The 23,835-nt window shown below is 63.3% G+C and carries 20 protein-coding genes; 16 read left to right on the forward strand and 4 right to left on the reverse strand.

What is annotated here, in order from left to right; translation table 11 throughout:
• Positions 1-85 precede the first annotated feature (85 nt).
• The 12 genes from AC5WNI_RS03685 to lpxC all read left to right on the forward strand — a co-directional run bounded on the left by AC5WNI_RS03685 (position 86) and on the right by lpxC (position 15,430).
• Complete coding sequence (locus AC5WNI_RS03685) at positions 86-1,684, forward strand: UDP-N-acetylmuramoyl-L-alanyl-D-glutamate--2,6-diaminopimelate ligase (RefSeq protein ID WP_487885872.1); 1,599 nt, start codon at positions 86-88, stop codon at positions 1,682-1,684.
• Complete coding sequence (locus tag AC5WNI_RS03690) at positions 1,681-3,144, forward strand: UDP-N-acetylmuramoyl-tripeptide--D-alanyl-D-alanine ligase (protein WP_495928707.1); 1,464 nt, start codon at positions 1,681-1,683, stop codon at positions 3,142-3,144. Before AC5WNI_RS03685 ends, AC5WNI_RS03690 begins: the two co-directional genes overlap by 4 nt.
• A 9-nt stretch (positions 3,145-3,153) precedes the next feature.
• On the forward strand, positions 3,154-4,236 hold the full coding sequence (mraY, locus tag AC5WNI_RS03695) for a phospho-N-acetylmuramoyl-pentapeptide-transferase (protein ID WP_175088321.1): 1,083 nt from the start codon (positions 3,154-3,156) through the stop codon (positions 4,234-4,236).
• A gap of 13 nt (positions 4,237-4,249) precedes the next feature.
• Entirely contained in the window at positions 4,250-5,761 is a 1,512-nt protein-coding gene (gene murD / locus AC5WNI_RS03700; RefSeq protein WP_495928709.1) for a UDP-N-acetylmuramoyl-L-alanine--D-glutamate ligase, read from the forward strand.
• Entirely contained in the window at positions 5,754-6,983 is a 1,230-nt protein-coding gene (gene ftsW / locus AC5WNI_RS03705) for a putative lipid II flippase FtsW (protein ID WP_175088319.1), read from the forward strand. The genes murD and ftsW overlap by 8 nt, the downstream gene beginning before the upstream one ends.
• Positions 6,984-7,060: 77 nt before the next feature.
• Entirely contained in the window at positions 7,061-8,122 is a 1,062-nt protein-coding gene (gene murG / locus AC5WNI_RS03710) for an undecaprenyldiphospho-muramoylpentapeptide beta-N-acetylglucosaminyltransferase (protein ID WP_175088393.1), read from the forward strand.
• Between the two features lie 22 nt (positions 8,123-8,144).
• Complete coding sequence (gene murC / locus AC5WNI_RS03715; RefSeq protein ID WP_495929161.1) at positions 8,145-9,557, forward strand: UDP-N-acetylmuramate--L-alanine ligase; 1,413 nt, start codon at positions 8,145-8,147, stop codon at positions 9,555-9,557.
• Positions 9,554-10,555 carry a D-alanine--D-alanine ligase gene (locus AC5WNI_RS03720; RefSeq protein ID WP_439329794.1) on the forward strand — a complete coding sequence of 334 codons (1,002 nt, stop codon included), beginning with the start codon at positions 9,554-9,556 and terminating at the stop codon, positions 10,553-10,555. The genes murC and AC5WNI_RS03720 overlap by 4 nt, the downstream gene beginning before the upstream one ends.
• A 3-nt stretch (positions 10,556-10,558) precedes the next feature.
• A complete protein-coding gene (locus AC5WNI_RS03725; RefSeq protein ID WP_495928712.1) occupies positions 10,559-11,287 on the forward strand; it encodes a cell division protein FtsQ/DivIB in 729 nt (242 codons plus the stop codon).
• Positions 11,288-11,576: 289 nt separating this feature from the next.
• Positions 11,577-12,857: a cell division protein FtsA gene (gene ftsA, locus AC5WNI_RS03730; protein WP_077371694.1), complete on the forward strand. Its 1,281-nt coding sequence runs from the start codon at positions 11,577-11,579 to the stop codon at positions 12,855-12,857.
• Between the two features lie 40 nt (positions 12,858-12,897).
• Entirely contained in the window at positions 12,898-14,064 is a 1,167-nt protein-coding gene (ftsZ, locus tag AC5WNI_RS03735) for a cell division protein FtsZ (RefSeq protein WP_175088316.1), read from the forward strand.
• 454 nt (positions 14,065-14,518) lie between these two features.
• A complete protein-coding gene (lpxC, locus tag AC5WNI_RS03740; protein WP_054555085.1) occupies positions 14,519-15,430 on the forward strand; it encodes a UDP-3-O-acyl-N-acetylglucosamine deacetylase in 912 nt (303 codons plus the stop codon).
• Between the two features lie 216 nt (positions 15,431-15,646).
• Here lpxC and AC5WNI_RS03745 read toward each other — a convergent pair whose 3' ends face one another.
• Complete coding sequence (locus tag AC5WNI_RS03745) at positions 15,647-16,126, reverse strand: DUF721 domain-containing protein (RefSeq protein ID WP_368448353.1); 480 nt, start codon at positions 16,124-16,126, stop codon at positions 15,647-15,649.
• A gap of 62 nt (positions 16,127-16,188) precedes the next feature.
• Here AC5WNI_RS03745 and AC5WNI_RS03750 point away from each other — a divergent pair, with 62 nt between their 5' ends.
• The 4 genes from AC5WNI_RS03750 to AC5WNI_RS03765 all read left to right on the forward strand — a co-directional run bounded on the left by AC5WNI_RS03750 (position 16,189) and on the right by AC5WNI_RS03765 (position 21,880).
• Positions 16,189-16,569: a hypothetical protein gene (locus AC5WNI_RS03750; RefSeq protein WP_043332488.1), complete on the forward strand. Its 381-nt coding sequence runs from the start codon at positions 16,189-16,191 to the stop codon at positions 16,567-16,569.
• Positions 16,570-16,743: 174 nt separating this feature from the next.
• Entirely contained in the window at positions 16,744-19,506 is a 2,763-nt protein-coding gene (gene secA / locus AC5WNI_RS03755) for a preprotein translocase subunit SecA (RefSeq protein ID WP_368448355.1), read from the forward strand.
• Between the two features lie 89 nt (positions 19,507-19,595).
• Entirely contained in the window at positions 19,596-20,819 is a 1,224-nt protein-coding gene (gene argJ / locus AC5WNI_RS03760; RefSeq protein WP_495928716.1) for a bifunctional glutamate N-acetyltransferase/amino-acid acetyltransferase ArgJ, read from the forward strand.
• Between the two features lie 107 nt (positions 20,820-20,926).
• Positions 20,927-21,880 (forward strand): Nudix family hydrolase, encoded by a 954-nt coding sequence (locus AC5WNI_RS03765; RefSeq protein WP_285460110.1) that lies wholly within the window; start codon positions 20,927-20,929, stop codon positions 21,878-21,880.
• Positions 21,881-22,027: 147 nt separating this feature from the next.
• Here the strand turns inward: AC5WNI_RS03765 and yacG are convergent, their stop codons facing one another.
• The 3 genes from yacG to AC5WNI_RS03780 are packed head-to-tail and all read right to left on the reverse strand — an operon-like array spanning position 22,028 to position 23,773.
• Complete coding sequence (gene yacG, locus AC5WNI_RS03770) at positions 22,028-22,273, reverse strand: DNA gyrase inhibitor YacG (protein WP_285460111.1); 246 nt, start codon at positions 22,271-22,273, stop codon at positions 22,028-22,030.
• Positions 22,266-22,916 (reverse strand): dephospho-CoA kinase, encoded by a 651-nt coding sequence (coaE, locus tag AC5WNI_RS03775; protein ID WP_495928717.1) that lies wholly within the window; start codon positions 22,914-22,916, stop codon positions 22,266-22,268. The genes yacG and coaE overlap by 8 nt, the downstream gene beginning before the upstream one ends.
• Positions 22,913-23,773 carry a prepilin peptidase gene (locus AC5WNI_RS03780; RefSeq protein WP_175088310.1) on the reverse strand — a complete coding sequence of 287 codons (861 nt, stop codon included), beginning with the start codon at positions 23,771-23,773 and terminating at the stop codon, positions 22,913-22,915. The genes coaE and AC5WNI_RS03780 overlap by 4 nt, the downstream gene beginning before the upstream one ends.
• Positions 23,774-23,835 lie beyond the last annotated feature (62 nt).

The raw sequence follows: 23,835 nt of genomic DNA on the forward strand, positions 1-23,835 counted from the left end.
CGTCGGCCTCGGGCAGGCGACTGCGTCTTTTTTCTCATGTAGTGAATACGTTCCGGGACATCGGGAACAAGGAAGGTCTTCCGACATGACTTCACCGCACGATTCCAGGCGCCTGGACGAGTTTCTGGCGCGCCCGTTGGCCACGGCGACAGACATGCTGGCAGCATTGCTGGCGTTGTGGCCAGGCGCCCTCGATGACGGTTGGCGTGCACGGCTTGCCGCGCGCGATGACTGGCACCTGACGATCGACAGTCGCAGAGCCGCGCAGGGCTCCCTATTCATTGCCATCCCCGGCCTCGCCAGCGATGGCCGAGACTATATCGCCGCGGCGATCGAGCGCGGTGCCGAGCTGGTGCTGGCCGAAAGACCTGCAGGCGGGGATGCACGTCTCGCGCTGCATTCAGATGATGCCAGAGTCGTCTGGCTCGAGAATCTGGGCGAGCAGCTCGGTGAGCTGGGCCGCCAGGCCTTCAGTGTGCCCGAGTCGCTGACGCTGGTCGGGGTCACGGGCACCAACGGCAAGTCTTCCGTCACCCATTACATCGCCGAGCTGGCCGAAGCGATGGGCACGCCCGCCGGCATGATCGGCACGCTCGGCATCGGGCGTCCCGGCGCGCTGGTCGCAGGCGAGCGCACCACACCCGACGCCCTGGCCGTGCAGGCGGCGCTCAAGGGCCTGAGCCTTGCCGGTGCCGAGCTGATCGCGATGGAAGTCTCTTCCCATGCGCTCGATCAAGGGCGCGTCAATGGCTGTCGTTTCACCGTCGCGGGCTATACCAATCTTTCGCGAGACCACCTTGACTACCACGGCAGCATGGCGGCCTATGCGGCGGCCAAGGCGAAGCTGTTCAAGCGGCCCGAACTCAAGCTTGCGGTGCTCAATGCCGATGATGCGCTGGCGCGTCTGATGCTGGCCGGCATGCAGCGCGGCGTGCGCGTGCTGGCGATGGGGCGTGATGACGTCGCGACTCTGCGCGTGCTGGATGTCTTCCCCGAGCCGCTGGGCCAGGTTGCCGTGATCGCGACGCCGGATGGCGAGCGCGAGCTGGGCCTCAATCTGATGGGGCGCTTCAATCTCGACAACGCCTTGCTGGCAATGCTGATCCTGCATGGCCTCGACTATTCGTTCGAGGGGCTGTTTGCCGCCGCGCCGCGTCTGACGCCGGTGCCGGGGCGCATGCAGCGCCTGAGCCGTGATGGCGCGCCTGTGGTGGTGGTCGACTACGCCCACACGCCCGAGGCCGTCGAGACGGCACTGGCCGCGCTGCGCGCCCACCTGCCGGCGCGGGATGATGCGCGCCTGTGGTGTGTACTCGGCTGTGGTGGCGATCGCGACAGCGGCAAGCGCCCGCTGATGGCCACGGCCGCTGAACAGGGTGCCGACCGTGTCGTGATCACCGATGACAATCCGCGTAGCGAGGATGCCGCCGCCATCCGTCAGCAGATGATGGCCGGTATCCATGCCCGTGAGCGCGTGCTGGATATCGCCGAACGTGGTGAGGCCATTGCCCAGGTCATCCGCGATGCTGGCGAGCATGATGTCATCCTGATCGCCGGCAAGGGGCACGAGGACTATCAGGAGATCGATGGTCAGCGACTGCCGTTTTCCGATGTGGCCCATGCGGTCGCGGCGCTGGAGCGTCGTGAGCTCTCGATGCTGGAAGGTCAGGAGCGTGACGCATGAGTGCGCCTGAACAGCCCGTCGCTCTGAGTACCTTCGAGGAACTGGCCGCGGTGCTCGGGGCGCAGTTGCCACCGGCATTGCGCGGTCAGGCGCTGGGCGCCATCGAGACGGACACCCGCAAGCTTGGCGAGCAGGCCGCGCCGCTTTTCGTGGCGCTGAAGGGTGAGCGCTTCGACGCCCATGACTTCCTCGCCCAGGCTCGCGCCAATGGCGCCGTCGCGGCGCTTGTCGAGCGGGCAGTGGATGACCCGCTGCCGCAGATCATCGTCGCGGATACCCGGCTGGCCTTCGGGCTGCTGGCGGCGGCGCGTCGCCGTGCCTGGGGGAAACCGTTGATCGCGGTGACCGGCAACAGTGGCAAGACCAGCGTCAAGGGCCTGGTGCATGCCATCCTCGTGCGGGATGCCGCGCGTTTCGAGGCCGAAAGCCTCGCCAATCACGGCAATCTCAACAACGATTTCGGCCTGCCGATGACGTTGCTGCGCTTGAGCGATGCCCACCAGCACGGCGTGGTCGAACTGGGCGCCAATCATCTCGGCGAGATCGCCTGGACGACGGCCCTGGCGCGCCCGCAAGTGGCGGTGATCACCAATGTCACCGGCGCCCATGTCGGCGAATTCGGCGGCATGGGTCAGATCGCCCAGGCCAAGGGCGAGATTCTGGCGGGCCTCAGCCCGTTGGGAGGACGACGCCCGGTCGCGGTGCTCAACCGTGATGACGCCTACTTCTCGCTTTGGCAGGCGCTGGCCGCGACTGGTCAGGCGATCGATATCATCGACTTCAGCGTTGCGGATGACGCTGCGGATGACACCGTGGATAGCGTTGATTGCCCGGCACGCCTGCAGGCGCGTGAGCTAGGCGCGGATGAACTCGGGCGTTATGCTTTCGAACTGACGTTTGATGGCCGCTCGCTCGGCCGTGTTCAGCTGGCGTTGCTGGGGCGTCACAACGTGGCCAATGCGCTGGCGGCCGCCGCGGCGTGCCTGGCACTGGGCATCGACAGTGATCTGGTTATCGCCGGGCTCGAGAGTGCCGAGAGCGTGCCCGGCAGGCTGGGCGTCGTGGCAGGCATCAATGGCTCGCGTCTGCTGGATGACAGCTACAACGCCAATCCCGGCGCCATGCTGGCGGCGCTGGATCTGCTGGCGACACTGCCTGCGCCGCGCTGGTGTCTGATGGGCGCCATGGGCGAACTCGGAGCCGACGCCGAGCGTCTGCATGCCGAGGTGGGCGATCACGCCCGCAAGCTGGGCATAGATTTCATTGCCACCTGCGGCGAGGGCGCTCAGGCGACTGCCGAGGCCTTCGGGGCCGGTGGCAAGCACTTTATCGAGCGGGCAGAGCTGGAAGCTTACGCCCGTAACCATCTACCCACCGGGGCCAGTGTTCTGGTCAAGGGGTCTCGCAGCGCTGGCATGGAGAATGTCGTTGCCGCGCTCAAGGTCGACGCATCAAGGTGAATGTGAGTCATGCTGCTGCTGCTTGCTGAGTTTCTGGCCCAATTCAATGGCGCCTTTACGGTTTTCAATTATCTGACCCTGCGCGTGGTATTGGCCACGTTGACGGCACTGTTGCTGTGTCTATGGCTGGGCCCCTGGGTCATACGCAAGCTCGTCGATGGCCAGATCGGCCAGGCCGTGCGCGACGATGGCCCCAAGTCTCACCTTTCCAAGGCCGGTACTCCGACCATGGGCGGCGTGATGATCCTGCTGTCGATGGCCGTCTCCACCCTGCTGTGGGGCGACCTGACCAACCTGTATGTCTGGGTGGTGCTGGCCGTCACGCTGGGTTTCGGCGCCGTCGGCTGGGTCGATGACTACCGCAAGGTGGTGGAGAAGAATCCGCGTGGCCTGCCGGCGCGCTGGAAGTACTTCTGGCAGTCGGTGGTGGGCATCGGCGCCGCCGTGGTGCTGTACCTGACGGCGAGCACCCCGGCCGAGACGGGCCTGCTGGTGCCATTCTTCAAGGACGTCGTCATCCCGCTGGGCGTGTTCTACGTGGTGCTGACCTACTTCGTGATCGTCGGCAGCTCCAATGCGGTCAACCTGACCGATGGCCTCGATGGTCTGGCGATCATGCCGACCGTGCTGGTCGCCATGGGCCTGGCCATCTTCGCCTATGCCTCGGGCAATCTGAAGTTCGCCGAGTATCTGCACATTCCGTTCATTGCCGGTTCCGGTGAGCTGGCCGTGTTCTGCGCCACCATCGCGGGTGCCGGCCTCGGTTTCCTGTGGTTCAACACCTACCCCGCCCAGGTCTTCATGGGCGATGTGGGCGCGCTGGCGCTCGGCGCGGCACTGGGGGTCGTGGCGGTCATCGTGCGTCAGGAAATCGTGCTGTTCATCATGGGCGGCGTCTTCGTGATGGAAACCGTCTCGGTGATCCTGCAGGTCGGCTCCTACAAGCTGACCGGGCGACGCATCTTCCGCATGGCGCCGCTGCATCACCACTTCGAGCTGAAAGGCTGGCCGGAGCCGCGCGTCATCGTGCGCTTCTGGATCATCACCGTCGTGCTGGTGCTGCTTGGCCTGGCCACACTCAAGGTTCGCTGAGGACGCATTCGCGATGACCCTCTCTGTCACCTCTCAAGCACCGGCCTCGCCGGTGCCTGCCAAAGGACCGACCCTGGTGGTCGGTCTTGGTGTATCCGGACAGGCGATCGCTCGCCATCTGAGTGATCGCGGCATCGACTTTGCCGTCGCCGATACCCGCAGCGCACCGCCTGGCCTCGAGAGCCTGCGCGAGCATGCGCCGCAGGCCGAGGTACATCTTGGCCCCCTGGAAGCGCTGGATCTGTCACGCTTCGGCGAGGTGGTACTCAGTCCGGGCATTGACCCGCGTCAGGCGGTGTTCGATGGGATTCGCGAGCGGCTGGTCGGCGAGATCGCACTCTTCGTGCGCGCGCTGGATGAGCGTGAGGCCCGCGACGCGCAGGGCAAGCGGCCCACGCTGGTCGCGATCACTGGCTCGAACGCCAAGTCCACCGTGACCACGCTGATCGCGCAGATGGCCGCGCGTGCCGGCCGTGACGTGGCGGTCGGCGGCAATCTGGGCACTGCCGCGCTGACCTTGTTGCGTGAGCAGCCCGATGCCGAGCTCTACGTGCTGGAGCTGTCTTCCTTCCAGCTCGAGACAACGCCTGAGCTCAAGGCCGATGTCGCCTGCTTCCTGAATCTCTCTGAAGATCACCTGGATCGCCACGATGGCATGTGTGGCTATCAGGCCGCCAAGCGCGGCATCTTCCGCGGCGCAGGCCTTGCGGTCATCAATGCCGATGACGCCTGGAGCTGGCCGGCCGAAGATGATGCGGTGGCGCGAGTCAGTTTCAGCGTGCAGCTCGGTGGGTCGGTCGATAAGTCGACCGATGAGGCTGCCAGGCAGGCGCAATGGTGCCTGGCGGAGCAGGGCGGCACGCTGTCGATGTGTCATGCCGAGTCTGGCCAGCTGCGCGGCGTGATGCCTGCTGCGGAGGTGCGTCTTGCGGGCCGCCACAACCAGGCCAATGCGCTGGCGGCACTTGCGATGGGCACGGCGATCGGCCTCGACGAGGTGGCGATGGTCGATGAGCTAACCAGCTTCGCGGGGCTGCCGCATCGTGGCGAACTGATCGCCGACGTGGCGGGCGTGCGCTGGATCAATGATTCCAAGGGCACCAATGTCGGGGCGACGCTGGCGGCGATCGCCGGTCTCGGGCCGACGCTCGAGGGCAAGCTGATATTGCTGGCCGGTGGCCAGGGCAAGGGGGCGGACTTCACACCGCTGGCGGCGCCATTGGCTCGTTATGCCCGTGAGGTGGTGGTGTTCGGACAGGATGCGCCGTTATTGACGCAAGCCCTGGCCGATGACGTCACCGTGACGCCAGTCATGACGCTGGGCGATGCCATGCGTCATGCTCGACAGATAGCACAGGCGGGTGACTGCGTGCTGCTGTCACCGGCCTGTGCCAGTCTTGATCAGTTCCCCAATTACATGGCGCGTGGCGACGCGTTCCGTGACTGGGTCACGCAGCACATCATGTCCGGTGCTGACGGCAATTCTGGCTCTGGCAGCAGCGACAAGGAAGCCTGCGATGCGTAACAAGGCCCGGCGAGTCCATGACACCTTGACGGCAGAGCGTCAGCCCGTCGACGGCTGGCTGCTGTTCTGCGCGCTGGCGATCCTGTGTATCGGCTGGGTAATGGTGACATCTGCCTCCAGCGAGATCTCGAGCGAGCGCTTCGATGGCAATGCCTTCTACTACAGCATGCGCCACGGCATCTTCATCGTGATCGGCCTGGTGGCCGCCTTCTGTACGTTGCGCGTGCCGATGTCCGCCTGGCAGCAGCGCAGCTTCGCGATGCTGATGCTGGGCTTCGTGCTGCTGGTGGTCGTGTTGGTGGTCGGGCGCGAGATCAACGGCGCCAAGCGCTGGATACCGCTGCCATTGGTCGGCGGGGTACAGGCCTCCGAGATCGCCAAGCTGTGCCTGATGATCTGGCTGGCCGGCTATCTGGACCGCCGCCTCGACAAGGTGCGCGCCAGCGTCGTCAATGGCCTCATTCTGCCCTGTGTTCCCTTGTTGCTGATGATCGTGCTGTTGGCACTGGAGCCTGACTTTGGCTCCATCGTGGTCATGGGCGGTGCCGTGATGGGCATGCTGTTGATGGCGGGCGTCGCCTGGTGGGGGTTCATCGTCTTGCTGGGTCTGGCGGGCGGTGGTGGTTGGCTCTTGGCGATCGCCGAGCCCTATCGCTGGGAGCGTCTGACCACCTATACCGACCCGTGGGCCAACATGTATGACAGTGGCTACCAGCTGACCCAGGCGTTGATCGCCTTCGGTCGTGGCCACCTGAGCGGCATGGGGCTGGGCAACAGCGTGCAGAAGCTGTTCTATCTGCCGGAAGCGCATACCGATTTCGTATTTGCCGTGCTGGCCGAGGAGCTGGGCTTGATCGGGGCGACGGCCGTGGTGGCGCTGTTCGGACTGCTGATCTACCGCGCCTTCAAGATCGGTCGCCGCGCTGAACTCGCCGGCTTGCCGTTCAGCGCCTACCTCGGCTACGGTATCGCCCTCGTGCTGGGGGCGCAGGCCTTCATCAACATCGGTGTGGCCAGCGGACTGCTGCCCACCAAGGGGCTGACCTTGCCCCTGATGAGTTATGGCGGCTCCAGCCTGATCGTCAGTTGCGTGCAGATCGCGATACTGCTGCGTATCGATGCCGAGACCCGCAAGCTGACCCGCACATCGACAGGAAATGCCGCCGCGCCCCGCCGCAAGACCAGGAAGCCGACCGAGACACCGCAAGGAGCACAGGCATGACGTCATCTTCTTCTACCATCGCTCCCGAGGGGGCGGTTGACTCGGTAGACGCTGTCTCCAAGGGCGTCGTGCTGATGATGGCCGGCGGGACGGGAGGGCATGTGATTCCGGCGCTGTCGCTGGCGCGTGCCCTTGCGGCGGCCGGTCACGAGATCCATTGGCTGGGCAGCCCGCGCGGCATCGAGAACCGTCTGGTGCCCGACGCCGGCTACCCGCTGCATCGGGTCGAGGTCGCGGGCCTGCGCGGCAAGGGGCTGGCGGGCTATGCGGCGATCCCGTTTCGTCTCGCGCGCGCCGTCCTGCAGGCAAGGCGCGTGATTCGTGAGCTCAAGCCGGTGCTGGTGGTGGGCCTCGGTGGCTTCGCCAGTGGTCCGGGCGGGCTCGCGGCGCGTCTTGAAGGCATTCCGCTGATCATTCATGAGCAGAATGCCATCGCGGGCCTGACCAACAAGGTGCTGGCGCGGATGGCGACGCGTGTCTATGCCGCCTTCCCGGGCGCCTTCCCGCCGGCTCTCGGGGCTCAGGTGGTGGGCAATCCGGTACGTGATGAGATCGCCGACGTCGGCGCCGCCGGGCATACGACCGAGGCGGCAGGCGAGCGTGGGTTGCATCTGCTGGTGATGGGGGGCTCGCTGGGGGCTCAGGCGCTTAACGAGACGCTCGCGCCGGCGCTGGCCCTGCTGCCGGAAGCCTCGCGTCCCGTGGTGCGCCATCAGGCCGGACGTGACAAGCAGGAGGCGACCCTCGCCGCCTATCAGGCAGCCAGTGTCACGGCTGAGGTCAGCGAGTTCATCGGTGATATGGCCGAGGCCTATGCCTGGGCAGACCTCGTGGTCTGTCGCGCCGGCGCCCTGACCGTGGCCGAGCTGGCCGCGGCAGGTCGCCCTGCGGTGCTGGTGCCGTTCCCCCACGCCGTGGATGACCACCAGACCGTCAATGCCGCGGTATTGGTCAAGGCGGATGCCGCGCGCCTGATTCCCCAGAATACGTTGACTGCCGAGCGCCTCGCCGAGACGCTGGCAGAATTGCTCGACCCCAAGATACTCACTGGCATGGCCGCTCGCGCCCGCAATAGTGCGGAACTCGATGCGGTAGCGACCATGCTGGCAGGCTGCATGGAGACTCGCCTTGAACGCTAGCAATTCTGATCGCGGTGCAGGTATGCGCCGCATCCGTCGTATCCATTTCGTCGGCATCGGCGGTGTGGGCATGTGTGGTATCGCCGAAGTACTGGGCAACATGGGCTATGAGGTCAGCGGTAGCGATCTCAAGGAGTCCGCCGTCACGGTTCATCTGCGTGAGTGCGGCGTGCGTGTCGCCATCGGTCATGCGGCCATCAATGCCGAAGGCTCGGATGTGGTCGTGGTCTCGACCGCGGTGGACACCACCAACCCGGAAGTCGCCTGGGCGCGGGAGCATCGCATTCCCGTCGTGCGTCGTGCGGAGATGCTCGCCGAGCTGATGCGTTTCCGCCAGGGCATCGCGATTGCCGGTACCCACGGCAAGACCACTACCACCAGCCTGACCGCGACTCTGCTCGCGGAAGGCGGCATGGACCCGACCTTCGTCATCGGCGGCAAGCTGACCAGCGCGGGCACCAATGCCCGTCTGGGCGAGGGTGAGTATCTGGTCGCCGAGGCGGATGAGTCCGACGCCTCCTTCCTGCATCTGCAGCCGTTGATCTCGGTAGTGACCAATGTCGATGCCGATCATATGGCCACCTACGAGGGCGACTTCAATCGCCTCAAGGACACCTTCATCGAATTCCTGCACAACCTGCCGTTCTACGGTCTGGCGGTGCTGTGTATCGATGATGCCAACGTGCGTGAGCTGCTGCCGCGTGTTCAGCGTCAGTTCGTGACCTACGGCTTCAGCGACGATGCCGATTACCGCATCAGCGATTTCCGCCAGGGAGGCGGTCAGCTCAGTTTTACGGCGCTGCGTCCGGAAGGCCATGCACCGCTCGAGATCACCTTGGCGATGCCGGGTGAGCACAATGCGCTCAACGCCCTGGCGGCGATCGCCATCGCCACCGATGTCGGTGTCAGCGATGAAGCCATCGCTCGCGCGCTGGCAAGCTTTGCCGGTGTCGGTCGTCGCTTCCAGGTGCACGGAGAATTCGCGGCACCCAATGGCGAGCAGAGCGTGATGCTGGTGGACGATTATGGCCACCATCCGCGCGAAGTGGAGATGGTGATTCGCGCCGTGCGCGCCGGCTGGCCGCAGCGCCGTCTGGTGATGGCCTACCAGCCGCACCGTTATTCGCGCACCCATGATCTCTATGAAGATTTCGTGCGTGTGCTGTCCGAAGTCGACACCCTGTTGCTGCTGGATATCTACAGTGCCGGGGAAGCGATGATTCCGGGCGCCGATGGCCGCTCGCTGGCGGGCTCGATCCGTCAGCGCGGCCAGGTGGACCCGCTGTTCGTCGAACACAAGCGTGCCTTGCCGGACCTGCTCAAGAACGTGCTGCGTCCGGGCGATATCCTGATTACCCAGGGGGCGGGTGATGTCGGTGGCATTGCGCTGGCACTGGCGGGGGCCGACCTCAAGCTTGACGAGGTGACGCTATGACCGTCTCTTCCTCCCCGTCTGGAGCGACAGGCGTGAATCCTGAGCTGGCCACGCGCTATGGACGTGTCGTGGTGCTGTTCGGTGGCCTGAGCGCCGAGCGCGAGGTGTCACTCAAGAGCGGTGCGGCGGTACTGGAGGCCCTGCAGGGCGCGGGCGTCGATGTGCAGGGCTATGACATGGCACATGGGTTGGCCGGTCTCGAGGCTTTGCGCCCCGACCGTGTCTTCATCGCCATGCATGGTCGCGGCGGCGAAGATGGCACCTTGCAGGGAGCGCTGGAATTGCTGGGCATTCCCTATACCGGAAGCGGCGTGCTGGCCTCGGCGCTTGGCATGGATAAGCTGCGCACCAAGAAGCTCTGGGATATCGAGGGCTTGCCGACGCCACGCTCCTGTCGCCTGGCGGCGGATACGGACTGGCAGTCGGTGCTCGAGACGCTCGGTACCCCGGTAGTGGTCAAGCCGGTGCATGAGGGGTCGACTCTCGGTATCCATATTGTCGAGGACGCTCAGGCGCTACAGGACGCCTGGACGGATGCCAGCCGCTTCGATGCGGTGGTGATGGCCGAGCGTTTCATCAAGGGGCCGGAATATACGGTCTCGGTGCTGGACGGCGAGGTATTGCCAGCCATTCGCATCGAAGCGGATAGCGGTTTCTACGATTACGATGCCAAGTATCTCACCGATACCACTCGCTACCTGCTGCCCTGTGGTCTGAGCGCTGCGCGCGAGGCCGAACTGGCGACTCTCTCGCTCAAGGCATTCAACGTGCTGGGTTGCGAGGGCTGGGGCCGTGTCGATGTGATGGAAGATGCGGACGGCGCCTTCTGGCTGCTGGAAGTCAACACTTCGCCGGGCATGACCGATCACAGCCTGGTGCCGCAGTCCGCGGCACATGTCGGGCTCGATTTCGCCACTCTGGTGCTGCGTATTCTCGACACGACTCTTGCCGAGCAGGACGCAGACGATGCGTCAGTCGCTCAGCAGAGTGGTCATTGATCGATGGCGGGGCGTAGCACTACCGGTGCAATCTTCGGCCTCGTTCTCGGCCTTGCGCTGCTGGTCGCGGGCGGACAGGCATTGTGGACCTGGCTTGATCGTCCCATTGAGCGAGTCACCATCAAGGGTGACTTCGATCATGTCAGTGCTGCCTACCTTCAGCGTCATATTGCGCCGTTGATTCGTGGCCAGAGCTGGCTCTCCGTCCCATTGGGCGAGGTTCGGCGTCGCGCCTTGGCGATCGATTGGCTGAGTGAGGTCAGCATCTCGCGTCGCTGGCCGGATACACTCGAATTCGAGCTGTTTGAACAGCAGCCGGTCGCCTACTGGAATGATGGCGAATTGCTCAATGTACGCGGCGATGCCTTCCAGGCGGGCCCGGTGACGCAGCTGGGCAACCTGCCCAATCTGGCGGGGCCCAAGGGCAGTGGATCCGAAGTGCTGGCCGAGCTTGACGCGCTGCAGAGCCAGTTGGGCGGGCTGGGGCTCAATGTCTCCCAGTTGCGATTGGAGCCACGTGGCGCCTGGCGCTTTCAGGTCAATGATTCGGTGTGGGTAATGCTGGGTCGCAATGATCGAGAGGCGCGTCTGGCGCGTTTCATGGCGGCCTGGCAACGGCGTCTGGGTGATGAGGCGTCGCAGATCCGCTACATTGATCTGCGCTACCCCAACGGAGTGGCAGTGGCGTGGCATGGGGAGACGACGGCACTCGAAGAAGGCAAGGACAGTTGAGGCAAATGGCGACACTCACTACATGCTTCATTTGCGTGTGAGTATTAGCAAAATGGCGATATCGCCAGTTTCATTTGTCGTCAATCCCGCCTATTCTAGCGGGGATTTGCGCCCCTCGGTATTTTAGGCTGGTATGCCCCAAGTGGCTGCTCCTATACTGGGAAGTCAAATCCCTCTGTACGGGTTAAACGGAACGTAAACCCGTTCTGGGTGGTGCGGCAGACATGGTGTCTGTCAAAGCGCGCAATTATTTTCATGATGAACCAGAATCAAGGAGCTGGCCCGACCTATGGCAGGACATTCCAAATCACAGGATATGGTGGTCGGGCTGGACATCGGAACCTCCAAGGTAGTCGCGATCGTGGGTCAGCCGACCGATGATGGCGGTATCGAAATCGCGGGAATTGGTTCCCACCCTTCACGTGGCATGAAGAAGGGCGTGGTGATCAACATCGAATCGACCGTACAGTCGATTCAGCGCGCAGTGGAGGAGGCTGAATTGATGGCCGGCTGCGATATCCACTCGGTATATGTGGGCATCGCCGGCAGTCATATCAGTTCGATGAATTCCGATGGTGTCGTGGCAATCAAGGATCGCGAAGTGACGCCGTCTGATATCGAACGCGTGATCGACTCGGCGCGCGCTCGAGCGATTTCTGAAGGTCAGCGCATTCTTCACGTGCTGCCGCAGGAATATGCCATTGATCGGCAGGAAGGTATTCGCGAGCCGTTGGGCATGTCCGGGGTGCGTCTTGAGGCGCGCGTTCACCTGGTCACTGCCGCACTGAATGCCGTGCAGAATATCGAGAAGTGCGTGCGTCGCTGCGGGCTCGAAGTCGACGACATCATTCTCGAGCAGCTCGCCTCGAGTCATGCGGTTCTGACCGAGGATGAGCGTGAATTGGGTGTGTGCATGGTGGATATCGGCGGTGGTACCACGGATATCGCCGTCTTCACCGAAGGTGCCATTCGTCATACGGCTGTGATCCCCATCGCGGGTGATCAGGTCACGAATGACATCGCCATGGCGCTGCGCACACCGACGCAATATGCAGAGGAAATCAAGGTCAAGTATGCCTGTGCTCTGACCCAGCTGGCCTCCAGCGACGAGACGATCAAGGTGCCGAGTGTCGGTGACCGACCGGCACGTGACCTGTCCCGTCAAGCGTTGGCAGAAGTGGTCGAGCCCAGGTATGAGGAACTGTTCACCCTGGTCCGCGATGAATTGCGTCGCAGTGGCTATGAAGATCTCGTGGCTGCGGGCGTGGTCCTGACGGGTGGAACGTCACGCATGGAAGGTGTCGTTGAGCTGGCGGAGGAGATCTTCCATATGCCGGTTCGCATCGCTTGCCCGCAAAATGTGCGTGGACTGGCGGATGTGGTCCGCAATCCGATTTATTCCACGGGTGTGGGTTTGCTACATTATGGGATGAAACAGGAGCGGCATACGCCATCCTCGACTGCGGTCGCGGTGCGCAGGGAGGAATCTGCCGCACGACGCGTTCACGGCCATGAGCACGACACCTCCACGCTGGAGCGGATCAAGGGCTGGTTCAAGGGAAATTTCTGACAGGGATTACAGAAAGACTGTGATCCAGGAGACAGGGCATATGTTCGAACTGGTAGATAACGCACCCTCCAGCAGCGCGGTCATCAAGGTGATCGGTGTTGGCGGCGGCGGTGGTAACGCCGTCAATCACATGGTCGAGAGCAACATTGAAGGCGTCGAGTTCATCTGCGCCAACACCGATGCTCAGGCGCTCAAGCGCGTGGCCGCCAAGACTGTCCTTCAGCTGGGCAGTGAAATCACCAAGGGGCTTGGCGCTGGCGCCAACCCGGAAGTGGGCCGCCAGGCGGCGATGGAAGATCGTGAGCGTATCGTCGAGCTGCTGCAAGGCGCCGACATGGTCTTCATCACCGCTGGTATGGGGGGAGGTACCGGTACCGGCGGTGCTCCGGTCGTGGCGCAGGTCGCCAAGGAACTGGGCATCCTGACCGTGGCTGTCGTCACGCGTCCGTTCCCGTTCGAAGGGCCGCGTCGTCAGAAGGCGGCGGAGCAGGGCATGAAGGAGCTCTCCGAGCACGTCGACTCCCTGATCACCATCCCCAACGAGAAGCTGCTGTCAGTGCTGGGCAAGAGCGCCAGCCTGCTGAGCGCCTTCAGCGCCGCCAACGACGTGTTGCTGGGGGCCGTACAGGGGATCGCAGAGCTAATCACCAGCCCGGGCATCATCAACGTCGATTTCGCCGACGTGCGTACTGTCATGTCCGAGATGGGCATGGCGATGATGGGGACCGGTGATGCCATCGGCGAGAACCGTGCTCGTGAAGCCGCCGAGAAGGCCATTCGCAGCCCGCTGCTCGAAGACATCGATCTGCACGGAGCGCGCGGTATCCTGGTCAACATCACGGCAGGCCCGGACCTCTCCATCGGTGAATTCAACGATGTGGGTGCCACCGTGCAGGAGTTCGCTTCTCCGGACGCCACCATCGTGGTCGGGACGTCCATCGACATGGACATGACCGACGAGCTGCGTGTCACTGTCGTGGCGGCCGGGCTTGACGGTCGCGTCGAGAAGCCGGCGGCGCGTGAAGCGGCACCGGCCAAGCGTACCGTCGAGAAGCCGGCGGACTACCGCAGTCTGCAGACGCCGACGGTCACCCGTCAGGCCAAGGAAGAGCAGGAAGCGGCAGCCAAGAAGTCGGAACCGCGCAAGTCGCGTGATATGGATGACTATCTCGATATCCCGGCCTTCCTGCGTCGCCAGGCTGACTGATGCGCACTGACTGACACGTCATTGACGCTCATGTGCCAGTCGGCACGAGGCTGAGATGACACGGCTCATCGTGAGTCTGACTTCACCCATCCGGGGCTCCCCGGGTGGGTGAAGTCGTTTCCGGGGTAGAGACAAAAGGGGCTTTCGCCGCCGGCGGAGGGGCGCTGCCTATGCGTCGCGGGTGCATCCGCCGGTGCCGTGGGCGCGTAAGGAAGGGAGGTCTTCAAGCTGTCTTGCACATTGATTATCGTTTTACGGCAGTACGAGTGAGAACTGTTTGGTGATTGCGTGTTCATACTCAGCACGAGGCCAGCAGGCGCGCGGGCAAGCCTCAATGGTGCTCGAAAGGCAATGTTGAATTTCCCTAGCAGCGGCAGGTGACAATTTGTTGAATTCCTGCATTGCTGTTATCATGAACACTGTTTCCAAATTCAGGCTGACTGGCTATCTCCCTATGATTCGACAAAAAACACTCCAGAATACGATCCGCGCCACAGGCGTTGGTCTGCACTCAGGTGACAAGGTTTACCTGACGCTGCGTCCCGCTCCGGTCAACACCGGCATCGTCTTCATCCGTACCGATCTCGAGCCGCAGGCTCATATCCGTGCCGATGCGATGAGCGTCCGTGACACCACCATGTGCACCGCCGTCTCCAACGGTGAAGCCAAGGTGACGACCGTCGAGCACCTGATGTCCGCCTTCGCAGGCCTGGGCATCGACAACTGCTTCGTCGAGCTGTCTGCGCCGGAAGTGCCGATCATGGACGGCAGCGCCGGCCCGTTCGTCTTCCTGATCCAGTCCGCTGGTATCCAGGAGCAGTCGTCACTCAAGAAGTTCATCCGCATCAAGCGCGAGATCGAAGTGCGTGATGGTGACAAGGTCGCGACCTTCCTGCCGCACAACGGCTTCAAGGTGTCCTTCGCCATCGACTTCGATCACCCGGTGTTCGAGCAGCAGAAGCAGACCACCACGGTCGACTTCTCCACCACCTCCTTCGTCAAGGAAGTGTCTCGCGCGCGTACCTTCGGCTTCATGCGTGATCTCGAATTCCTGCGCTCCCAGAATCTCGCGCTGGGCGGAAGCCTCGACAATGCCATCGTCGTCGATGACTACCGCATCCTCAACGATGAAGGCCTGCGTTACGACGATGAGTTCGTCAAGCACAAGGTATTGGACGCCATCGGTGACCTCTATCAGCTGGGCCACAGCATCATCGGTGAGTTCCGTGGCTACAAGTCCGGCCATGGTCTCAACAACATGCTGTGCCGCGCACTGCTGGAAAATGCCGACAGCTACGAGATCGTCACCTTCGAGAACTCCGATGCGATGCCGATTTCCTATGCCTCTCCGGCGCTTGCCGTCTGAGTCGAGGCCAATGACCTCTGCGAAAGCTGCAAGACGAGGTACTTCAGAAGAAAAGCATTCAGAGAGACAGTACGAGCAGAACACTGTGACCTAGCCCGTCCAGCCTGACAGCACTGCTCCGGCCTTAGCCAGCCGGAGATGGAAACGACAACAGCCGCGCCGCCCATAAGGGCGGCGCGGCTGTTTGCATGCAGGACAAGAAATGCTTGAGTTGGCTCAGGGCGTCTCGGCGTCGTCGCTCGAATCCGATGCGTGGGCCGCCAGTCGCTCCAGGGCGAGACGTAGACGCTTGTCCCGGGTATGGGAAGCGCAATCCAGCAGATGTTCCGCAGCGGCCTCTGGCAGGTGGCGTGGCTGGCGTGCGGGCACGAAGGCCGGACGAATCGGGCGGACCTTGAAGGCCAGGCGGGCGAGGGTGGCGAGTTCTGGCAGCTCGCGCAGCACACTGATCAGGCGACGTTGCTCATAGCGCAGCCAGGTCAGCCAGGAGGCGCGGCTGGTGATCAACGTCAAGGTGTCATCGTGATAGCCGCCGACGAAGACCTGTTCCTGCATGTCCTTGGGCAGTGCAGCACGCAGGTGCAGCTGGGCCTGCTCGAGCATGCGTGCCTGGCGCATGACGCTGCCAAGTTGCCCCTTGCCGTTCAACAGGCGCGCCGCGGGCTGGGCGCGGAAACGCTTAGCCTTTATACTCATGGGCTTGCATGCCGGTTCAGTGATTTCCGGCAATCTATCATGAGCGGGAGTCCGGCAACAGCATGAGCCCTGTCGATGCCACAGCACGCCCTCGTGCGTTACCGGATTCCGGTAGCGGCGCTTCGCGTCGCTGGTCGGTACGCACGGCCCCGCGCTGGCTGCTGGCAGGTCTGCTGCTCAGCTGTCTGTTCCCCGCTGGACTGAGCGCGGCGCAGGTCGAGCGCGTCAATCTGACACTGGCCAGCATCCAGTTGCTGGCACCCGCGGTGATTCGTGCCGAGAGTCGCCGTCAGGGGCTGCGCTGTCTGCGCAAGCGGGTGCGTCGTGCGCCCCAGGCCAGTCCCAACCTCCCGCGACAGCGCTCCTTCGTTTCCTGCACACGCGTCCTGCTGCGTGGCCTCGTCAACGCCATCGCGCCGCGTGCGCCGCCCATTCTGTCCTGACACCCCGTTCATCGTTCGCGCCGCGGATGGTGAGGTTCGTTTTTTCTTTCGAGCGTAATGCCTGATGGGCCCCGGGCCACATCGAGCTGCCTGGCATCGTGTTTGGCGGCAGCGCTTGAGTGTCATGATATGTGAAGCCGTGCCCCGGCCCCGGGGCACGTACAAGGACAGAATATGCTGGGTAAATTCCTGACCAAGGTAGTGGGTTCCAAGAATGATCGCGAAGTGAAGCGCCTGCGCAAGCGGGTCAACGTGATCAATGCGCTCGAGAGCGAGCTTGAACCGCTCTCCGATGAGGCGCTGACAGCCAAGACCGCGGAATTTCGCGAGCGTCTCGCGCAAGGGGAAAACCTCGACAAGCTGCTGCCGGAAGCCTTCGCCACCGTGCGTGAGGCCAGCAAGCGCATCATGGGCATGCGTCATTTCGATACCCAGATGGTCGGCGGCATGGCGCTGCACGAAGGCCGCATCGCCGAGATGAAAACCGGTGAGGGCAAGACGCTGGTGGGAACGCTTGCGGTCTATCTGAACGCACTGACCGGCGAAGGCGTCCATGTGGTGACGGTCAATGACTATCTGGCCACCCGTGATGCCAACTGGATGCGTCCGCTGTATGAATTCCTCGGCCTGAGTGTCGGTGTCATCTACTCCGGCCAGCCCAACGAAGACAAGCGCGCCGCCTATCAGGCCGATATCACCTACGGTACCAACAACGAATACGGTTTCGATTACCTGCGCGACAACATGGCCTTCTCGCTGGAAGACAAGGTCCAGCGCAAGCTGCACTTCGCCATCATCGATGAGGTCGACTCCATCCTGATCGATGAGGCGCGCACGCCGCTGATCATCTCCGGTCCGGTGGAAGAGAATACCGACCTCTACAAGATCATCGATCGCATGGCGCGCGAGCTCGAGCAGTGCAGCGATGAGGAAGATCCGGAAAGCGGCGACTTCACCCTCGATGAGAAGCAGAAGCAGGTCGAGCTGACCGAGTTCGGTCACCAGAAGGTCGAGGCGCTGTTGCGTGCCCAGGAGCTGCTCGGGGAGGAGGATTCCTTGTATGCGGCCCAGAACCTGAGCCTGCTGCACCACGTGCACTCTGCGCTGCGTGCCCAGAACCTGTTCGTGCGTGACGTGGATTACATCGTCAACAACGGCGAAGTGGTCATCGTCGATGAACACACCGGGCGTACCATGGTCGGTCGTCGCTGGTCTGAAGGCCTGCACCAGGCGGTCGAGGCCAAGGAAGGCGTTGCCATCCAGAAGGAAAGCCAGACGCTGGCATCCACGACCTTCCAGAATTACTTCCGTCTCTACGACAAGCTGTCCGGCATGACCGGTACGGCCGATACCGAGGCCTTCGAATTCCGTCAGATCTACAACCTCGACGTGATGGTCATCCCGACCAACAAGCCCATCGCGCGCAAGGACATGAATGATCTGGTCTATCTGACCGCGGAAGAGAAGTTCAACGCCATCATCGAGGATGCCCGCGAGAAGGTCGCGGAAGGTCGTCCGGTGCTGGTGGGTACCGCCTCGGTCGAGACCTCCGAGCTGCTGTCGCAGATGATGCACAAGGCGGGCGTCAAGCATCACGTCCTGAACGCCAAGCAGCACGTCAGCGAGGCCGCCATCATCGCCCAGGCAGGTCGTCCGGGCGCCGTGACCATCGCGACCAACATGGCCGGTCGTGGTACCGACATCATGCTGGGCGGCAACTGGGAAGCCGAGCTTGCCGAGCTGGAAGCGCCGACCGAAGAGCAGATCAACGAGATCAAGCATGGCTGGCAGGAGCGTCACGAAGCCGTGCTGGCCGCGGGCGGTCTGCACGTGATCGGCTCCGAGCGTCACGAATCACGCCGTATCGACAACCAGCTGCGCGGTCGTGCCGGTCGCCAGGGTGACCCGGGCTCCACGCGCTTCTTCCTGTCGCTGGAAGACAGCCTGATGCGCCTGTTCGGCTCTGACCGCGTGCAGCGTCTGATGGGCGCGCTGGGGCTCGAGAAGGGTGAAGCCATCGAGCACAAGATGGTCTCCAATGCCGTCGAGCGCGCGCAGAAGAAGGTCGAGGGTCGCAACTTCGACGTGCGCAAGCAGCTGCTCGAATACGATGATGTCGCCAACGACCAGCGCAGCGTGATCTACGAGCAGCGCAACGACATCCTCGAAGCCGACGAGATCGCCGAGAACATCGCCGGCATCCGTCGCGAAGTGCTCGATGACGCCATTTCCCTGCGTGTGCCGCCGCAGAGCCTGCCGGAACAGTGGGACCTGCCGAGCCTCGAGAACGACCTCAAGACCGACTTCAACCTCGACCTGCCGCTGGTGCAGTGGGCGGAAGAGGATGAGCACTTCCATGAGGAAACGCTGCGCGAACGCCTGCAGGCCGCCCATGAAGCGCTTTATGCCGACAAGGTCGAGGCCGTCGGCCCTGAGCTGATGCGTCGCTTCGAGAAGCAGGTCATGCTTCAGGTGCTGGACACGCGCTGGAAGGAGCACCTGCAGGCGATGGACAACCTGCGTCGCGGTATCCACCTGCGCGGCTATGCCCAGAAGAACCCGAAGCAGGAATACAAGCGCGAAGCGTTCGAGCAGTTCCAGACGCTGCTGGTCAACATCAAGTCCGACGTGGTGCGCATCCTCAGCCACGTGCAGGTGCGTCGTCAGGAAGAGGTCGACACGCTGGAAGAAGAGCGTCGTGCCAACCTCGAGCGTGAACAGGCCAGCGCCGAAACGCGCCGTGTCGATGAGGACGCGGTCAGCGAAGATGGTGTCCAGGCGGCAGAAGAGGTCGTCGAGGCACAGTACGGTGCACAGCCTCAGGCCCAGGGCGATGGCGAGCCGATGCGCCGTGATGTGCCCAAGGTCGGTCGCAACGACCCGTGCCCGTGCGGTTCCGGCAAGAAATACAAGCAGTGCCACGGCAAGCTGAGCTGACACTGAGCCAAACAGCCTCCCTGCGAGTCACGTCGACTCGGCTCGCAGGGGGCAGTAGTCACAGAACACCATGATTGGAGACGTGAGCGATGGCGGTAGGGCCTTCCACTTTTCCCGCTGACATGCCGGCGATTGCCGGTTGTCAGATCGGGGTTGCTGAAGCCGGTATCAAGAAGCCGGGTCGTCGTGATCTGGTGATCATGGCCCTCGAGGCAGGGTCGCGTCTTGCAGGCACTTTCACCTGCAACGCCTTCTGTGCGGCGCCGGTCCATGTCGCACGTGAGCACCTCACGGCAGGCGTCGAAGGGCCGCGTTATCTGGTGATCAATACCGGCAATGCCAACGCGGGAACCGGTGAACAGGGCATGACCGATGCTCGCGCGACCTGCCAGGCCCTGGCGGAGATCGCCGGCTGTGATGCCCCGGCAGTGCTGCCGTTCTCGACTGGCGTGATCGGTGAGCCATTGCCGATGGATCGTCTGACGGCGGCGTTGCCGGCAGCCTTTGCCAACCTGGGCGAGGGCGACTGGTCAGCCGCGGCGCATGGCATCATGACCACCGATACGCGGCCCAAGGGGAGCTGGCGGACGCTGACGTTGAGCAATGGCGAGAGCGTGACGCTGGCGGGTGTCTCCAAGGGCTCCGGCATGATCTGCCCGAACATGGCGACCATGCTGGGCTTCGTGGCCACCGATGCTGATCTCGCCATCGATCAGGCGGCTCTCGATGCCATGCTGCGCCGGGTGGTGGTCAAGAGCTTCAACAGCATCACCGTCGATTCCGATACTTCCACCAATGATGCCTGCATGCTGGCTGTCACGGGGCAGGCCGGGCGTGTCGAGGGTGAAGACCTGATCGCGTTCGAGGCCGCCCTGGCGGAGGTCATGCTCGAGCTGGCTCAGGCCATCATTCGTGATGGTGAGGGGGCGACCAAGTTCGTCACCATCGAGGTCAGCGAGGCGCGTTCACAGGTAGAGGCGCGTGCCGTCGGCTTTACCGTCGCGCACTCGCCGCTGGTCAAGACAGCCCTCTATGCCAGCGACGCCAACTGGGGGCGCATTCTGGCGGCCGTCGGACGTGCGCCGCTGGAAGAGCTGGACGTCACGGGTGTCGCGATCACGCTCAATGGCGTCACCATCGTCGAACAGGGTGGCCGTGCCGACAGCTACACCGAAGCCGCCGGCAGTGCCGCCATGGCCGAGGAGGAGCTGGTGATCGGCATCCGCCTGGGACGTGGGCAGCAGGAAGCGCGCATCTGGACATCGGATCTGTCCCACGATTACGTCTCGATCAACGCTGATTATCGTAGCTGACGCCCGAGGGCGGAGGCTTACGCTGAAACGGTAATGCAATTTCTCCCGCAGGCTTCGCCTCTTGGGGCGGAGTCGGATGTACAACGCGAGTCAAAGGTACAGGCATCATGCCCAAGCGAAGGGTTCACGTGGCGGCTGCCGCCATCTTAAACGAACAGGGCCAGGTCCTGATTGCACGTCGTCCCTCGACGGTGGATCAGGGTGGCTTGTGGGAGTTTCCGGGTGGCAAGCTGGCGCCTTACGAAACCGGTCTGGAAGCGCTCAAGCGTGAGCTGTGCGAAGAGCTGGGCATCGAGATCATTCGTGCTCAGCCGCTGATCCGTATTCATCACGAATACCCGGACAAGCACATCCTGCTGGATGTGTGGGAAACGCGTCAGTTCACTGGCGAGCCCTTTGGTCGTGAAGGGCAGGCAGTGCGCTGGGTCGAGATCGAGGATCTCTACAAGTACGCCTTCCCGGCGGCGAATCTGCCGATTCTGCGGGCGGTCTCGCTGCCGCGCGAGTATCTGATCACGCCGGAAGAGACCGATGAGGACGTCTTCGAGACGCGTCTGACGCGTGCGCTGGATGAGGACGGCGTGCGTCTGGTCCAGCTGCGCGCCAAGGAGCTGGACGAGGCGGCCTATATCGCACGTGCCGAGAAGGCGCTGGCGATCTGTCATGCGCGTGGTGCCCGTCTGCTGCTCAATGCCGAACCATCCATGCTCGACAAGGTCGACGCGGATGGTATTCACCTGACCAGCGTGCGTCTGGCAGGGCTGGCGGAAAAGGGCGAGCGTCCGATTGCTACCAACAAGTGGCTGTCCGCCTCCACCCACGATCAGCAGCAGCTGGATCAGGCCGGTCGTGTGGCGTGTGACTTCGTGTCACTGTCACCGCTGCGTGTGACGCCATCGCATCCGGAGCGCCCGCCGCTGGGCTGGCATGACTTCCAGGGGCTGGTCGAGCAGGCGTGCATGCCGGTCTATGCGCTGGGCGGCATGTCCCGCTATGACAGCGATCACGCACGCGCCGTCGGTGCCCAGGGTATCGCCTCGATCCGTGATTTCTGGAAGTGATGATCGCGCGTTGATGGCAGCTGCCTGAACGACAAAAGACCCTCGAGGCTAGCCTCGAGGGTCTTTTTTGTTGCTTGGCATCTTGGTTGCCGAGCATCTTGAGTGTCGAGCTTGAGTCAGTCTGAACCAGCAGGGCTCTCTCGAGCGCTACTGCTGATTCATGTCGCGTTCCATGCGCGCCACCATCTCGTCGATACTGGTCTCATCCATGGCAGGCTCACCGGCGATACTGTGGGATTCATCCGCCCAGGCGCCAAGATCCAGCAGTTGGCAGCGCTTGCTGCAGAAGGGGCGAAACTCGCTGGCGGCACTCCATACCACGTCGGTACGGCATTGCGGGCAAGCGACGGTCAATGGTGTCTTGCCATTGTGGGAAGCGGTGGCATCAGACATGAGGGGTGTCCTGAAACGGTGTGTGGGGGGCGCTCAGTGATCGATAGTAGGCATCCATGGCCACTACCTGTTCACGAAGATGCGCCTGGCTTGCGTCATTGTCGATGACATCGTCGGCCTTGGCCAGTCGTGTCTCGCGTGGCAGTTGGGCCGCGAGGATGGCACGTACCTGCGCTTCGCTGACACCATCGCGGCTCAGCGTGCGCGCCAGCTGCACATCCTGGCTGACATCCACCACCAGGGTGCGTGAGACGAGGCTGTCCTGGCCGGACTCGAACAACAGCGGAGAGACCAGCAGGCGATAGGGGCTGGTCATGGCCGCCAGGTGCTGCACGATCCGCTCCCGGATACGCGGATGGGTGCAGCGCTCCAGCCATTGGCGCTCCTCAGGGGCAGCGAAGATCCGCTCGCGCAGCGCGGCGCGATCAAGCTCGCCCTGCGCCGTGACGATCGACTCGCCGAAGTGGGCGATGATCTCGCCCAGAGCGGCCTCGCCGGGACGCACGATCTCGCGCGAGACATCGTCGGCATCCACCCACTGGATGCCCAGCTCGCCGAACAGTCTCGCGACGCTCGACTTGCCGCTGCCGATGCCGCCGGTGACACCGATGATGGGGCCCTGGGTTGGAGAGGACGTCATCATGCGCCGATCACGCTCAGGTAGAGGCTCATCAAGGGCGTACCAAACAGCAGAGCGATCCAGCCGGCAACCGCCAGGTAAGGCCCGAAGGGCATCGGTGCGCCACGCAGGCGCGGTACCAGCAGTTGCAGCAGGATGCCCAGAACGGCCCCGAGGCCGGCGGACAGAATCAGCAACAGCGGCAACCACTGCCAGCCGAGCCAGGCGCCGAGAGCGGCGAGCAGCTTGAAGTCACCGTAGCCCATGCCTTCCTTGCCGGTGACCAGCTTGAATAGCCAGTAGAAGCTCCACAGCACCAGATAGCCCGCCATCGCGCCGATGACGGCACTGGGCAGCATCAGAGGCTGGAACAGCAACTGATAGGCGAGGCCTGTCCACAGCAGTGGCAGGGTGATGGCATCTGGCAGCAGCTGGGTGCGGAAGTCGATGACCGACAGCACCAGCAAGGTCAGACAGGCACCGAAGATCCATAGGCTCTGTGCCTCCAGGCCGTAGATCAACGCGATGGACGCACCAAGTGCGCCACCGGCCAGTTCCACCAGCGGATATTGCGCACTGATGCGCGTATTGCAGCTGGCGCAGCGACCACGCCGTTTCAGCCAGCCGAGAATGGGCAGGTTGTCGTGCCACTTGATCGGCGTGTCACAGCCCGGGCAGCGTGATGCGGGCACCAGCAGATTGAAGCGCGGTGTGTCTTCGGCTTCCAGCTCCAATGCCTCGCGGGCTTCAGCGCGCCATTGGCGCATCATCATCACGGGCAGGCGAGTGATGACGACATTCAGAAAGCTGCCGATCAGCAAGCCGAATATACCGGCCAGGCAGGCCTGCAGGGTGGGGGAGAGTTGGGCGAGTGATTCCACGAGTCGTCCTTGTCAGTAAATGACACGGCCGCGTCCCTGAGGTGGCGCGGCCGCTTGGCATG

This window comes from Cobetia sp. PDI-12MA, assembly GCF_059507695.1.

Bases quoted from the DNA above. Each gene is read 5' to 3' on its own strand.
- AC5WNI_RS03685 (WP_487885872.1), top strand. From the start codon at position 86: ATGACTTCACCGCACGATTCCAGGCGCCTGGACGAGTTTCTGGCGCGC.
- AC5WNI_RS03690 (WP_495928707.1), top strand. From the start codon at position 1,681: ATGAGTGCGCCTGAACAGCCCGTCGCTCTGAGTACCTTCGAGGAACTG.
- mraY (WP_175088321.1), top strand. From the start codon at position 3,154: ATGCTGCTGCTGCTTGCTGAGTTTCTGGCCCAATTCAATGGCGCCTTT.
- murD (WP_495928709.1), top strand. From the start codon at position 4,250: ATGACCCTCTCTGTCACCTCTCAAGCACCGGCCTCGCCGGTGCCTGCC.
- ftsW (WP_175088319.1), top strand. From the start codon at position 5,754: ATGCGTAACAAGGCCCGGCGAGTCCATGACACCTTGACGGCAGAGCGT.
- murG (WP_175088393.1), top strand. From the start codon at position 7,061: ATGGCCGGCGGGACGGGAGGGCATGTGATTCCGGCGCTGTCGCTGGCG.
- murC (WP_495929161.1), top strand. From the start codon at position 8,145: ATGCGCCGCATCCGTCGTATCCATTTCGTCGGCATCGGCGGTGTGGGC.
- AC5WNI_RS03720 (WP_439329794.1), top strand. From the start codon at position 9,554: ATGACCGTCTCTTCCTCCCCGTCTGGAGCGACAGGCGTGAATCCTGAG.
- AC5WNI_RS03725 (WP_495928712.1), top strand. From the start codon at position 10,559: ATGGCGGGGCGTAGCACTACCGGTGCAATCTTCGGCCTCGTTCTCGGC.
- ftsA (WP_077371694.1), top strand. From the start codon at position 11,577: ATGGCAGGACATTCCAAATCACAGGATATGGTGGTCGGGCTGGACATC.
- ftsZ (WP_175088316.1), top strand. From the start codon at position 12,898: ATGTTCGAACTGGTAGATAACGCACCCTCCAGCAGCGCGGTCATCAAG.
- lpxC (WP_054555085.1), top strand. From the start codon at position 14,519: ATGATTCGACAAAAAACACTCCAGAATACGATCCGCGCCACAGGCGTT.
- AC5WNI_RS03745 (WP_368448353.1), bottom strand. From the start codon at position 16,126: ATGAGTATAAAGGCTAAGCGTTTCCGCGCCCAGCCCGCGGCGCGCCTG.
- AC5WNI_RS03750 (WP_043332488.1), top strand. From the start codon at position 16,189: ATGAGCCCTGTCGATGCCACAGCACGCCCTCGTGCGTTACCGGATTCC.
- secA (WP_368448355.1), top strand. From the start codon at position 16,744: ATGCTGGGTAAATTCCTGACCAAGGTAGTGGGTTCCAAGAATGATCGC.
- argJ (WP_495928716.1), top strand. From the start codon at position 19,596: ATGGCGGTAGGGCCTTCCACTTTTCCCGCTGACATGCCGGCGATTGCC.
- AC5WNI_RS03765 (WP_285460110.1), top strand. From the start codon at position 20,927: ATGCCCAAGCGAAGGGTTCACGTGGCGGCTGCCGCCATCTTAAACGAA.
- yacG (WP_285460111.1), bottom strand. From the start codon at position 22,273: ATGTCTGATGCCACCGCTTCCCACAATGGCAAGACACCATTGACCGTC.
- coaE (WP_495928717.1), bottom strand. From the start codon at position 22,916: ATGATGACGTCCTCTCCAACCCAGGGCCCCATCATCGGTGTCACCGGC.